Origin of the sequence: Gracilibacillus pellucidus, assembly GCF_033949965.1 — a bacterium.
GTDB lineage: Bacteria > Bacillota > Bacilli > Bacillales > Amphibacillaceae > Gracilibacillus > Gracilibacillus pellucidus.
Map to the genome: position 1 here is coordinate 497053 of NZ_JAWZSR010000001.1, position 13416 is coordinate 510468.

The following is a 13416-nucleotide window of genomic DNA, read 5'->3' on the forward strand; positions in this document are numbered from 1 at the left end:
GAAAATATCACGATATATTTTTCGAAAGAATCTGAATATTCATAAAAATGATGTGAGAAAAGTTAACAACAGAATAGAAACTAGTTTGACAAACATGTAAGCTGAATACATCATTAATTTCCAAACATAAAATTGGGGGATTCAAAATGCAGAAGAAAAAGCTTGTTCTCATAGGAAACGGTATGGCAGGTATTAGAGCGATTGAGGAAATTTTGAAATTGTTACCTGATCAATTTGATATTACTGTATTTGGGAAGGAGCCATACCCAAATTATAATCGGATTCAATTATCGAAAGTGTTGCAAGGTGATACAGAGATAAAGGATATTACGTTGAATGAGTGGCAATGGTATGAAGACAATGACATTCTACTTTATCCAGGTGAGACTGTAACGAAGATTGATAAAGAGAATCAAGTTGTATATACCGATAAGGGAAAAGAAACGCCTTACGACCATTTAATCATTGCGACAGGATCCAATCCTTTTATGTTACCTCTTCCAGGTGCTGATAAAGAAGGAGTTACTGCATTCCGTGATATTGAAGACTGTGAGAAAATGATCGATGCATCAAAAAATTACAAGCGAGCAGCTGTAATTGGCGGTGGATTACTAGGTTTAGAGGCTGCTAGAGGTTTATTAAATTTAGGGATGGAAGTAGATGTTATTCATATTTCCGACTATTTAATGGAACGTCAGTTGGATCGTCCAGCAGGTGAATTATTACAAAAAGAATTGGAAGCCCAAGGGATGAATTTTTATTTAGAAAGACATACGACAGAAATTACTGGTGAAAAACGTGTTACAGGCCTGAAATTCAAAGATGGAGGTTCTATTCCTGCTGATTTAGTTGTAATGGCAGTAGGGATTAGACCAAATGTTGCTTTAGCACAAGCAACGGGAGTGGAAGTAAATCGTGGGATTGTCGTTAACGATCATATGGAAACAAATATCCCTAACATATATGCAGTGGGAGAATGTGCAGAACACAATGGCATGGTTTATGGATTGGTAGCACCATTATATGAACAAGCGCAAGCATTAGCGAAGCATATTTGTGGTATGAACCATCAAGGGTATAAAGGTTCTGTATTATCTACTCAATTGAAAGTTTCCGGTGTAGATGTATTCTCATCTGGGTTAATTAACGAAACAGCAGAAACAAAAGCGATCAAATTATTTGATGAATGGCAAAATACGTATAAAAAGATTATTGTGCAAGATGACAAATTAGCTGGTGCTGTATTATTTGGAAATACAAAAGAAGGAACAAAGCTCAAAAGCCTAATTACAAAAGGAGCAAGTGTTGAGGATTATTTAGAAAGTCAACAAGCAGCTTTAGACGATGAAAGTATTGTTGCATCGATGACAGATGATGAGATTATTTGTGGATGTAATGGTATTTCCAAAGGTGAGATTGTCCATGCAATTAAAACGGATGGATTAAGTACTTTAGAAGAGGTAAAAGGAGCGACGAATGCTTCTCGCTCATGCGGAACATGTAGAAACCTAGTAACGGATTTATTATCCGAAACATTAGGGGATGAATATGAAGTAAATACAAAAGAAACCATTTGTAATTGTACAGATTTTAGTCGAGATGAAGTAGTCGCAGAAATGAAAGAAAAAGGATTGACAACAAGTAAAGAAGTCATGAATGTTTTAGAGTGGAAAACAGAGGAAGGTTGTCCGAAGTGTCGACCAGCAATTAATTATTACTTAGGAATGGTTAATCCGCAAGAACATGAAGACGAACGTGAATCTCGTCTTGTCAATGAACGATTACATGCTAATGTACAAAAAGATGGTACGTATTCCGTTGTACCAAGAATGTATGGTGGTGTAACAAATGCAGAAGACTTACGTACGATTGCGGATGTAGCAGATAAATATGAAGTAGGGATGATTAAGCTAACTGGTGGTCAACGAATTGACTTGTTAGGTGTGAAGAAAGAAGATTTACCGAATGTCTGGAAGGAGTTGGGTATGCCTTCAGGATATGCATACGGAAAATCAGTACGTACCGTTAAAACATGTGTCGGTGCAGAGTTTTGTCGATTTGGTACACAGGATTCTACAGGGATGGGAATTCAATTAGAGAAAAAATTTGAAGGCTTAAACACACCACATAAAGTGAAGATGGGTGTATCTGCTTGTCCACGTAATTGTGCGGAAGGTGGAATTAAAGATGTTGGGGTTGTTGGGTTAGATGGTATTTGGGAAGTATATGTTGGTGGTAATGGTGGTACAGAATTACGTAAAGCAGATTTATTAGTGAAAGTAAAAACAAAAGAAGAAGTATTAGAGTATACGGCAGCCTTTTTACAATATTATCGTGAGAATGCCGCTTATTTAGAAAGAACATCACATTATGTAGAACGTGTCGGTATTGAGCATATTAAAGAGGTTGTGAATGATGAACAATTGCGCAAAGAGTTAAATGAGCGTATGGATGAAGCACTTGGTGTGTACAAAGAACCTTGGAACGAAGTGCTTGAAAGCGGAACGACGTTAAAAGACTTATATGAAAAAGTAACAGCAAAATAATGGATGGGGGCATTGAAATGGAACAGACAGTGCGTAAAGTATTAATCGGCAATTATCAAGATTTACCGGAAAGTTTGGGGAAAGCGGTGGAAGTAGACGATAAAGAGCTTGCTGTGTTCCGGTTATCGAATGGGAATGTTAAAGTGATTGAAAACAAATGTCCCCATAGAGGTGGAAAGCTTTCAGAAGGAATGGTAAGTGGTGAACATGTTTTTTGCCCACTACATGATTGGAAAATCAACTTAACAGATGGTCTTGTGCAAGCACCTGATGAAGGCTGTGTCAAAACTTATAAAACTAGTATTGAAGACAATCAAGTATATGTAGAAATTCCAGAAAGATAACGAAGTTAGCAGGAGCCATGTACATATACATGGCTTTTGTTGTAACTTTTTCACTTCATAAAATCAATAGAATCATATAATTGGAGGGGAATCGAATGGGGAAGGTTTATTTGATTGGGGCGGGTCCTGGTGATCCGGATTTAATTACGGTGAAAGGATTGAAATTAATCAGGCAAGCAGACGTTATTTTATATGATCGCCTTGTAAATAAGCAATTACTAAAGGAAGCAAAACGAGGGGCAGAGCTCATTTATTGTGGAAAGTTACCGAAGATGCATATGATGGATCAAGCAACGATTAATCATATGCTTATTAAATATGGAAAAAGAAAACAAATTGTAGTACGCTTAAAGGGAGGAGACCCATTCGTGTTTGGTCGAGGTGCAGAAGAAACCGAAGCATTACTGGAGAACGGTTTAGAATATGAAGTTGTACCAGGAATTACTTCAGGTATTGCGGCACCTGCTAATGCAGACATTCCGATTACACATCGTGAACTAGGTCGGTCATTTGCCGTTGTGACAGGACATTGCAAAAACGGTGAACCAACCGATATCGAATGGCATTACTTAGCGAAATCAGTAGATACATTGGCTATCTATATGGGAATGCGCCATCTACCTTTTATAACCGAACAATTAATCAGCTGTGGTAAATCTGCTGATACACCAATTGCGATTATTCAAGAGGGAACAACCATTAACCAAAAAGTTGTCACAGGTACATTGCGATCGATTTTGCCAATGGTTGAACAGCATCAAGTGAAAAATCCTGCGGTGATTATTGTTGGTGAGGTAGTAAAAGTTGGCGAAAAGCTACAATTTCTAAAAGAGAGATTACAAGAACAACAGACTATTGCTTTTTAGGGGTGAGTAACAATGGAAGCTGTTATTTATATTTGTCACGGAAGTAGACTAGATGAAGCGAAAAAAGAATCATATGCATTAATCGACCTAGTCAAAAAAGAGGTTCCAGTAGCAATACAGGAAACGTGTTTTTTAGAGTTACAAGAGCCAGATTTACATGCAACAGTTCAACAAGTAATCAAGAAAGGGGCTACAAAGATTTATGTAATGCCGATTTTATTACTAACTGCTGGTCATGCGAAAAAAGACATTCCAACTATGATTAAAAAAGAAGAAAACAACTACCCAGATGTCGAATTTGTATATGGTCGTGCAATCGAAGTGGATGAACGTATGATAGGTGTTTTAGTTGAACGAGTTAATCAGGCAACAAATGACATAGAAGAGATGGAGATATTATTAGTTGGGCGAGGTAGTAGCGACTTATCTGCTGTTCATGATACAGAAGAACTTGCTACGCTATTACGAAGACATTTCCCAGGAAATGCTATTGAAAAATGCTTTTTAGCCGCAAGTGAACCAAAGTTTGAGCCTTTATTACAAGCTAAGGTAGCCCAAGGGAAGTCTCTACTTGTTTTACCGTATTTACTTTTCACCGGTTTATTGGATAAAGGGATTAAGGAATTTATTCAATCATTAGCTTTACAGACAGGACAGCAGGTTTTGTTGGCTGATTATTTAGGACATCATCACCATGTTGTCGATATATTGGCAGATAGAGTGAAAGAAGCTAGAGAGGGAGCGAGTCAGCATGCAACAATGGTTGAAGGAAGTAGCTAGAGGGAAAAAAGGTGCAAAAGATTTAGATTATGAACAAACAACCCAAGTTGCGGAAAGCATCTTGACTGGTGAAGCAACAACGGCACAAATCGCAGCATATTTAGTTGCGGAACGAATCAAAACAGAAACACCAGAAGAATTATTAGCCTTTATTCATACATTGCAACGACATAGTGATAGATTAAGTGTAGCAGAAGAAGTACAGGCGAAAACAATTGATTTTGCTGGACCATATAATGGACGAAATTCTTTTGCTGCAACAATTCCTGTTTCACTTTTACTAGCTGAACATGAGGTGCCAGCCTTTCTTTCTGCGAGTGATACCTTACCACCGAAGTATGGAACATCTTTAAAAGAAATCTTCGTTGAGTTAGGTATTAACGCTGGTAAAGATGTAGCAGATACAGAAGGTAAATTGCTAACTAATCATTTTGCTTTTGTCGATACAGAAAAATATAGTCCTAAGCTTGGCGGGTTGCGTGAAATTCGAAAAGAGATCGGAGTTCGTACATTATTTAATACAGTGGAAAAGCTAGTAAATATAGCGAAAGCGAAAAATGTGATGTTAGGCGCATTTCATCGTACAGCGATTAATAAATTAGAGGGTGTTTTTCAAAAGCTTGATTACGAGCATGTCTATATTGTCCAAGGATTAGAAGGTTCGGAAGATGTTCCAGTACACCGAAATAGTTTTGTATTTGATTGGACACCAGAAGGATTAGAATCATTTATCGTCAAACCAGCTGAGTATGGATTATCCTATAAAGAGTTTGATAAATCAGTGAAATTGTCGGCTAAACAACAAGCAACAATCATTGAATCGATTTTTACTGGAGAAGGAAAAGAAGCATGTCCGTACTATTATAATCAAACATTATTAAATGCAGGCTTGCGTTATTATTTATTCAAGATAACAGACTCCATTGAAGAAGGAATTGAACTTGCAAAAGAGCAAATAAGATCTGAACGTGCTTTAAACAAATTACATAGCATGCAGGAGGGCAAATGTGAAGGGTAAAATACTTCACATTTGCCTTTTTTGTTACGAGCACTAGTTTTTACTTAAGTTGTTCAAGCCACTTTTGTTGTTCGGTGTGAGCATAAATCGGAGACTCCACAAGTTCTTGTAATAGCTGTTTCCGTTCTATGTTAGTTAGTTTCGATTGTTTGATCAGTTGACGCGCCTCAAATAAAAAATCTATGTATTTATCATATTGGTCAGGTATTGCTTGTTCAATCGAATCTTTTATTTTTTTTGCCAAAATAGGGCTAGCTCCTCCAGTAGAAATTGCTATTTTCAATCTACCCTTTTCGATAGTAGTAGGGAAATGAATATTCCCTGCATCTGCCTGGTGACTCGCATTTACCCATGCTGATGCTGGCGCATTTTCTGTTATATATCTATTTGTTGTAGGGTCATTTGTCGCAATGACGATGAAATCTGCATGTTGTAAATGTTGTTTTTGACAGGTTTCTTTGACCCAGGAAATATGATGGGATTGAATCATTTGCTCAAGTGATTCTGTCAGTGTTGGGCTAACAATCGATATATGCTCACGAAAAGGTAAAAGTCTTTTGATACGTCTCTCGGCGATGTTCCCTCCACCTATAATCACTATTTTTTTATCCTTTAAATCAATAAAGAATGGTAAAAAGTTTGTCATAACTGAACACCTCTATAATCCTTCTATTTCTATCAGTCTACAAGTAGCTTGTAGTTCAAGCAATAGAATAACTTGAAAAAATTGCATAAAAATGTATAATAACTGTATTATACATAGTAGTACAGATGGTTCGATGGGAAGGAGAAAGTAAATATGTTAGATTTTCCGCTTTTTTTAATTATAGGGGTGATTCTTTTAATTAGCTGTTTCGTGAGGGATATTTTCAAAAAAATCCTATGTTGACTATAAAAAGTCTGATCAAATATAGCTTTATCATTTATGTAATTGGAGTTATGCATTTGTCATTAGATGGGATTAGCATCCCACCAAAAGTTACCTGGATTAAATACCAGTTAATCCCGTTCCATTTTGTATATGATTGGTATATAGAGGCTGCTAGTGGAAGTTGGTTCTTACTTAATTCGATTAAATTAACTTTTTATAATTATTTATTACTGTTACCACAAGGTTTCTATTTAGGGTTGCTTTTTCATGTGAAGAGTAAACGAAAAGCATTGATGCTGGTGTTTTGTACGACGCTTTGCATTGAAACTTCGCAGTTGTTATTAAATATCACAGGCTTCGGTTATCGTACATTTAACGTGAATGATTTAATGGTAAATACATTAGGAGGGATAACTGGTTATGGGGGATGGCTCTTGTTTAAAAAAATTAGAGCAGGAAGTGCAGATTAACGATATACAATCACTAGATTAATACATAACGGTTTGAATAAATACTCATAATAAATGGATGACAGCAAATTATAAGGAGAAATACTAATTGAAATGTTTAGTAGATGCACAACAGATTAGTAAAAAATATAATAATAGAGTAATTGTGAAACCTAGTGATTTTCAAGTAAATGAAGGGTCAATTACTGTTATTGAAGGGAAGAGTGGTTCAGGAAAGTCAACATTTCTTGGTATGTTAGCTGGATTAGAAAAACCTACAAAAGGAAGGCTTTATTATCAAGGAAAGTCTTTTTATCAATTATCTGATGAAGAACAATCAGATATTAGAGGAAGTGCTTTTGGTTTTGTTTTTCAGTCTTTTCAATTGATTCCTGAATTAACAGTTAGAGAGAATATAGAGTTACCATTGAATTTCTCTAAGGAAGATACTATATGGACAGCAGATAATGTAGCAAAAGAGTTAGGAATTGATTCGAAATTAGAATATTTGCCGGGGCGTTTATCTGGTGGTGAACAGCAAAGAGTAGCAATAGCTAGAGCATTAATTACTGCTCCGAAAATAATTTTTGCCGATGAACCAACAGGGAACTTAGATAGTAAAACAACGAAACAAGTTGTGGAACTATTTACACAACTAAATAAAAAACATGGTATAGCATTTGTGATTGTGACTCATGAAAAAGGCTTAATAAAAGAGACACAAGACCTTTATATGATGGAAAATGGCGTTATTACAGGTGAAAACCATGTTTAAACTAAGTGTGAAATGGTTGCTTCATCGTAAAAAATGGTTATCCATTCTTGTATTATCGTTAGCATTTATTATTGCTTCGATAACTTCTATTTTAACTGCTTCTGAAGCAATTAAAGAGAGTTTAAAAGACAAAGCTTATCGCAATTATGGTGAACATGCAGGCATTTTAATCGCTGTTAATGAATCGAAAGAATCGCTAAAGAGAAAGGTAGATGGAGTTGGTCAATATCAAATTACCGACCAACTGGAAATAGAACCGCATGTAGCCACAGTTGGCTGGGTCGATGAAGAATTTATTGATATAGGTCATCTTAAGCTAGATGAGGGGGAATTTCCAAAAAATCAAAATGAACTAGCTATCGAATCAGTCTACCTTGATTTTATTGATGATACATGGCATGTCGGAGAAAAGAGAGTTCTTTCATTTGCTAATGGGCTTAAAGAAGTTAAATTAGTAGGTATTGTTCATAATTATTCAGCTAAATGGACTCCTCCTGACGATGTGGAAATTGGTGTAGATGATTTCCCTAATATATTTATTGCCAAAAAAGATAATGTAACGGAACATCCTAGTAACTTTATCTATTCAATAGAAGGAAATCATCAAGATATCGAGCAAAAAGTGTATGATATAAATGCACACTATCATAATAAAAGTTCCATTAATGAAAATTTGCTTCTCAAAGGATTAAGAGATTATACCTATGTGACAAATACTGCTTTTGTATTTCAACTATTATTGTTAATATCGTCATTGTTTCCTATCATTCTCGTTTTTAGGAGTTTTAATGTAAAGCACTTAAAGAAACTGGCAATATTAAAATCTGTAGGTGCAAAAAATATCAATCTTCATGCAATGAATATATACCAAACTGTATGTATATTTTTAGCGGGAGTTGTATTTGCAGTACCTTTACATATCTTATTTCATCATATGATTATTGGAAATACTTTTCATCAAAGTATTTTTAAACCTGTCTATTTAACATTTGTCTTGTGTTGGGTAATTGTTTTGCTCGCAATGGTATTATTTGTAGCATATAAAAATGTGGAGAAGGTCAAACAATTTTCAATATGGGAAATGATAAAGGAGCAAGAATCCATTAACACTAACATGTTGAGAGTTAATTTAGTGAATAACTCCTTTACCGATCGTCTGTTACAAATTGTAAAAAAACGATCGTTTACAATTTGTATGTTAGTGTTTGTTCAATTAATCGTAATAGTTGCCATTTGGGGTGAAAAGGAATCTGCTGGTATTTGGGAAGAAGAAGGTGGTTATTATATTAATTCTACTTCGTTATATTCTTATAACTTAGAAGAAGGGTTACCAGTCTTAAATAATAACGTTCCTGTTTTTCCAGTAGATAATATTGATTATTTGGAGGGAATGAGCGGAGTTAACTTTGTTGAAAAAGGCCCATTTATGGTTGATGTGATTCCTTTACTTTCCCCAAATGCCATAACACCCGATTTACAGAGATGGGCTAATGAATATCAAGAAGATGAACAATATGGGATGTATAAAGGCAATACAATTATCCCATATGTTGCATATGAAGTTATTGATGAACAACAATTTTATGATATTTTTGGTGATGAACAAAAGTATAGCGACTTTGCTGGAAAGGTAGCATTGTTTATTCCTCAGATTGATGAACATGCAGATCATCATTTATTAACAAATGAATCAATGAAGTTTGTCCGTAAACGAACCAATGAAACAACGGAATGGGAGTTTAATATATTTCAAGTCGTTAATCAACCATTTAAAGCAGAAATCAAAGGTAAAACAGAGATTTTACATTCAGAAATAACCATTGTGTTAGATAAAGAAACAGCGTTAAAGAGTGGGATGTTTTCTGGCTATAGTAGTGTTTCTATTTATACCGATCCAGATATTAGTGATGCAAATAATCAAGCAATTGCATCGTATGTATATGATTTGACCGCTCTTTATCCGGGAAGTATTTATCACGATTTAGATGAATATATGATGGAGGATGGAAAAATAGCACATTTTCTCGGGTACTTAGGCAAATTTGTGTTCCTTATCTCAGTATTTTTAACGATGTGGACAATTATAGTAATGTTATTTAGTGAATACCAATTGCAAAGGAAAAGATGGGGGATGTTGTTATCGCTTGGGATGAGGAAAAAACAAGTAATCAATATTCTGTATGGAGAAATAATGATAGCAGCTTGTGTTTCTATATTCATAAGCTTCATTCTATTTAACTTTTGGATGATCTATGTTCATACGATGTATTCGTATAACTTTTATTTGATTCGTTTTCTTTTGGTGAGTGTAGCGACTATCGTTATGATCTATCTAGGTAAATTAGTGTTACAGCAGCTTGTCAAAAAACAATCAATCTTTTCTTTACTTAGAGAAGACGATTGAAAAAAAATGAGTGAAAAGCGCTAGAGCAGTGAAATTTGCTTTAGCGCTTTTTATATACATTTTCTACAAATAGACCTTGCTTTTTCTAAAATAAGTAATATAATATAACTGTACTAATTATGTTAATACAGTTAATACACTGGAAAGGGAGTGTGTTATGTTCGAATTAGATTTGCGAAGTCGAAAGCCAATTTATGAGCAGTTAGTCGAACGGTTGAAGCAATTAATCATCAATAATGTTTTAGAAAAAGATGAAAAATTACCATCAGTACGAACATTAGCAAGCCAGCTTTCGATTAATCCTAATACGATTCAAAAAGCCTATCGAGAGTTAGAGGCGCAAGGGTATATATATTCAGTAAAAGGAAAGGGAAGCTTCGTGAGTAATAGTTTAATGACCGATAATGCAGCGGAAATAAAGAAAGTAAAAGAACAACTGAAAAAGCAGGTAGCTGAAGCGCTTTTTTTAGGAGTAACATCAGAAGAACTTATACAATTAATCCAGGACGTGGAAAAATCTAGTGTAGGGGAGGGATGAAGATGATTCAAGTGCAAGACGTCGTTAAGAAAATAGAGAAAGAAAATATATTGGATCATGTACATTTGCAAATTAAGAAGGGCTCTATTTATGGCTTACTCGGTTCAAATGGTGCTGGAAAAACAACCTTATTAAAGACTATCACAGGAATTATTAAGCAAAATAGTGGAGAAGTCACAATCGAAGAGCAAGGTGTGTTTGAAAATCCATCAATAAAAGAACGAGTCGTATTTATTCCGGACGCACTTTTCTTTTTTGCTCATTATTCGGTAAAACAAATGGCTCAATTCTATCAAAATATGTATCCTCGTTGGAATCAAGAACGTTTTGAACGAATTCATCAATTATTAGATTTAGATATTAATCGTAAAATTAATCGTTTTTCAAAAGGAATGCAGCGTCAAGTAGCTTTTTGGCTTGCGTTATGTGCGATGCCGGATTATCTCGCTCTTGACGAACCATTTGATGGCTTGGATGCCGTTATTCGCCAAAAGATAAAATCTTGGATTATTCAAGATGTTGCAGAGCGTGACATGACCGTGCTTGTTTCTTCTCATAACTTAAAAGAAGTAGAAGACCTGTGTGATGCTGTCGGAATTTTACATAAAGGTTCGTTAATCGTTGAGAAAGATTTAGATGATCTTAAATCAGATATACATAAAGTCCAGCTTGCTTTTAAAGAAGAAGTGACAGATGCAGTCTTTGATGGCCTGGATATTGTCCATCAAGAAAAGCGTGGCAGTGTATATATGTGTATCGTTCGGGGCGATTATGAACAAATAGAAGATGCCATTATACCACATCATCCAGTTGTGTTTGATATGTTGCCCTTAACACTGGAGGAAATCTTTATTTACGAAATGGAGGGTGTGAACTATGCCATCGACAACATCTTACTTTAAGCAAGAAATATGGAAACAATCATTTCGTTCTTTTGGCTGGATTGGAATAGCCTATTTTTTGGCTTTAGTTTTTCTTCTGCCGTTAAGAATGTTAATGATTTATACAAGTGTAAATTCGTCTAATGAGGTATATTATTATTCCCCGGAGAATCTATTTGAGTTTCAACCATTGCAACTTGTGTTACTAGTAGCTGTGCCAATAATTGCTGCAATGTTTGCATGTCGCTATCTACACGTTAAAGAAGTTGCAGTGTTTATGCATAGTTTGCCATTGAAAAGATCGCAATTATTTATCCAACGATTTATGATTGGTTACTCTATGTTAGTTTTACCTGTACTTATAATGAGTTTTATTTTATTAGTCATACCTTATACGATTGATTTGAGTTTTATTTATAAAAGTCAGGATATTGTTGTTTGGTTGTATAATTCCTTAATGTTAATAACATTTACTTATTCTCTCTCATTCTTAATTGGTATGATAACAGGTATTTCTATTATTCAAGCCGGATTAAGTTTGATTGCTATTTTATTTCCATATGGAATAACGATGCTTATTCAGTCAAATTTAGCGCAATTGTTAATTGGATATACAGGAGAGCGTGGAGAATTTGGTACATTTGATTTATTTTTACCATTTATCCCTTTTTTGCAAATGTTTGAAGTAGACGGTGATTTTTATTTAAATTGGCATTATTGGTTGATTTGTCTTTTCTTTATATGTTTGACTTTTGTTCTATATAAATGGAGAGATACAGAAGCAAGTCATCAATCGATTACGTTTTCCGTTTTAAAGCCCATTTTTAAGTTTGGAGTAACTTTTTGTTTTATGCTACTCGGAGGTTCATACTTTGGTTTAATCCAAAATGGAAGTATAAAATGGATGACTTTCGGTTATGTAGTGGGTGCCGTTTTTGGATATATCATAGCAGAGATTATCATTCAAAAAACATGGCGTGTATGGGGAAGCTGGAAAGGCCTTATCGCTTATTTAGCTATATCGCTTATTGTCGTTTTATCAGTAGTATTTGATTGGTATGGGTATAAGACAAATATTCCGAATATTGATGACGTAGAAGCTGTGTCATTTATTGATGATAATACTTTTTATGGTGGTTATTATGATTCAGATGGAAAAACAAAATTTAATAATATTACAGATAAGCAGACAATAAACAAGGTTATTCAGTTACATGAGCAGATTGTAGATAATTCGGAGTTTGTATATAGTGATAGTTCTATTTTTATTAATTATCATCTGAATAATGGGAAGATGATCACAAGACAATATTCTATGTATTATGAAGAAGAATTTAAGCCCTATCTTAAACCAATTATTGAATCAGAAGAGTATAAGAAATCGAGTTTGAACTGGTTGTTTGATAGCCAGGAAGAAATTAAGTCTGTTTCTGTAAATGGTTACCAATTAAGTTTAACTGTCAATGACAAGCAAGCTATAAACGAGCTTGTGCAAGCATATCAACAAGATTACTTAAATGCTAGCTATGAAGATTTGGTTCAAACCAATTACTATGATCGAAAAGAAATCGAGTTTGAAGTATATCCTCAAGAGTATTATTCCGTACCAATGTTATATCGTTTTGAAAATGTATGGGATGTAGTAGAAGAGCAAGATTTAGCAAAAGTATTTGCGATTAATCCCAAAAATGTATCTAAAGTAGCGGTGTCTAATTCTACAGAAGACATACCTAATTACTATGAACTAGAGGATCTTAGCGATGACGAAAATTGGTTAATAGTGAATGATACAAATGAAATCGAACAGTTAACAGATATGAAGATCGATCCGAAGGGTACATGGACAATCGTTTACTTTGGATTAGGAGGGGATTATGTGCTAGATGAGCACATTGTATCGGAAGAGGAGCTCCCTGCCTTTGTAACAGAATATTTTAAATAAAG

Annotated in this window: 12 protein-coding genes; 11 read left to right on the plus strand and 1 reads right to left on the minus strand. The window is 34.7% G+C overall.

The window, feature by feature from the left end; genetic code table 11:
* Positions 1-146 precede the first annotated feature (146 nt).
* The 5 genes from nirB (at position 147) to SH601_RS02395 (ending at position 5554) form a co-directional block, all read left to right on the plus strand.
* The gene (gene nirB, locus SH601_RS02375; protein WP_319956618.1) at positions 147-2546 is read left to right on the plus strand and encodes a nitrite reductase large subunit NirB; all 2400 of its coding nucleotides are present in this window, start codon (positions 147-149) and stop codon (positions 2544-2546) included.
* A 17-nt stretch (positions 2547-2563) separates the two neighbouring features.
* Positions 2564-2890: a nitrite reductase small subunit NirD gene (gene nirD / locus SH601_RS02380; RefSeq protein WP_319956619.1), complete on the plus strand. Its 327-nt coding sequence runs from the start codon at positions 2564-2566 to the stop codon at positions 2888-2890.
* Positions 2891-2985: 95 nt separating this feature from the next.
* Positions 2986-3756 (plus strand): uroporphyrinogen-III C-methyltransferase, encoded by a 771-nt coding sequence (gene cobA / locus SH601_RS02385; protein WP_319956620.1) that lies wholly within the window; start codon positions 2986-2988, stop codon positions 3754-3756.
* 12 nt (positions 3757-3768) lie between these two features.
* The gene (locus tag SH601_RS02390) at positions 3769-4536 is read left to right on the plus strand and encodes a sirohydrochlorin chelatase (RefSeq protein ID WP_319956621.1); all 768 of its coding nucleotides are present in this window, start codon (positions 3769-3771) and stop codon (positions 4534-4536) included.
* Positions 4508-5554, plus strand: a complete 1047-nt coding sequence (locus tag SH601_RS02395; protein ID WP_319956622.1) for an anthranilate phosphoribosyltransferase — start codon at positions 4508-4510, stop codon at positions 5552-5554. The genes SH601_RS02390 and SH601_RS02395 overlap by 29 nt, the downstream gene beginning before the upstream one ends.
* 40 nt (positions 5555-5594) lie before the next feature.
* Here the strand turns inward: SH601_RS02395 and SH601_RS02400 are convergent, their stop codons facing one another.
* Positions 5595-6200: an NAD(P)-binding protein gene (locus SH601_RS02400; RefSeq protein ID WP_319956623.1), complete on the minus strand. Its 606-nt coding sequence runs from the start codon at positions 6198-6200 to the stop codon at positions 5595-5597.
* A gap of 236 nt (positions 6201-6436) precedes the next feature.
* On the opposite strand from SH601_RS02400, the gene SH601_RS02405 reads away from it, so the two are divergent.
* From SH601_RS02405 to SH601_RS02430, 6 genes are all read left to right on the plus strand, one after another.
* Entirely contained in the window at positions 6437-6895 is a 459-nt protein-coding gene (locus SH601_RS02405; RefSeq protein WP_319956624.1) for a VanZ family protein, read from the plus strand.
* Between the two features lie 88 nt (positions 6896-6983).
* Positions 6984-7649, plus strand: coding sequence for an ABC transporter ATP-binding protein (locus SH601_RS02410; protein ID WP_319956625.1), 666 nt, complete (start codon positions 6984-6986; stop codon positions 7647-7649).
* Positions 7642-10053, plus strand: coding sequence for an ABC transporter permease (locus SH601_RS02415; RefSeq protein WP_319956626.1), 2412 nt, complete (start codon positions 7642-7644; stop codon positions 10051-10053). Before SH601_RS02410 ends, SH601_RS02415 begins: the two co-directional genes overlap by 8 nt.
* A 157-nt stretch (positions 10054-10210) precedes the next feature.
* The gene (locus SH601_RS02420) at positions 10211-10591 is read left to right on the plus strand and encodes a GntR family transcriptional regulator (RefSeq protein WP_319956627.1); all 381 of its coding nucleotides are present in this window, start codon (positions 10211-10213) and stop codon (positions 10589-10591) included.
* A gap of 2 nt (positions 10592-10593) precedes the next feature.
* On the plus strand, positions 10594-11493 hold the full coding sequence (locus SH601_RS02425) for an ABC transporter ATP-binding protein (RefSeq protein ID WP_319956628.1): 900 nt from the start codon (positions 10594-10596) through the stop codon (positions 11491-11493).
* The gene (locus SH601_RS02430) at positions 11468-13414 is read left to right on the plus strand and encodes a DUF6449 domain-containing protein (protein WP_319956629.1); all 1947 of its coding nucleotides are present in this window, start codon (positions 11468-11470) and stop codon (positions 13412-13414) included. The genes SH601_RS02425 and SH601_RS02430 overlap by 26 nt, the downstream gene beginning before the upstream one ends.
* Positions 13415-13416: the final 2 nt, after the last annotated feature.

Excerpts from the sequence above, each read along its gene's own strand:
- SH601_RS02425 (WP_319956628.1), top strand. The coding sequence starts at position 10,594 with ATGATTCAAGTGCAAGACGTCGTTAAGAAAATAGAGAAAGAAAATATA.
- nirD (WP_319956619.1), top strand. The coding sequence starts at position 2,564 with ATGGAACAGACAGTGCGTAAAGTATTAATCGGCAATTATCAAGATTTA.
- cobA (WP_319956620.1), top strand. The coding sequence starts at position 2,986 with ATGGGGAAGGTTTATTTGATTGGGGCGGGTCCTGGTGATCCGGATTTA.
- SH601_RS02415 (WP_319956626.1), top strand. The coding sequence starts at position 7,642 with ATGTTTAAACTAAGTGTGAAATGGTTGCTTCATCGTAAAAAATGGTTA.
- SH601_RS02395 (WP_319956622.1), top strand. The coding sequence starts at position 4,508 with ATGCAACAATGGTTGAAGGAAGTAGCTAGAGGGAAAAAAGGTGCAAAA.
- SH601_RS02420 (WP_319956627.1), top strand. The coding sequence starts at position 10,211 with ATGTTCGAATTAGATTTGCGAAGTCGAAAGCCAATTTATGAGCAGTTA.
- SH601_RS02405 (WP_319956624.1), top strand. The coding sequence starts at position 6,437 with ATGTTGACTATAAAAAGTCTGATCAAATATAGCTTTATCATTTATGTA.
- SH601_RS02390 (WP_319956621.1), top strand. The coding sequence starts at position 3,769 with ATGGAAGCTGTTATTTATATTTGTCACGGAAGTAGACTAGATGAAGCG.
- SH601_RS02430 (WP_319956629.1), top strand. The coding sequence starts at position 11,468 with ATGCCATCGACAACATCTTACTTTAAGCAAGAAATATGGAAACAATCA.
- nirB (WP_319956618.1), top strand. The coding sequence starts at position 147 with ATGCAGAAGAAAAAGCTTGTTCTCATAGGAAACGGTATGGCAGGTATT.
- SH601_RS02400 (WP_319956623.1), bottom strand. The coding sequence starts at position 6,200 with ATGACAAACTTTTTACCATTCTTTATTGATTTAAAGGATAAAAAAATA.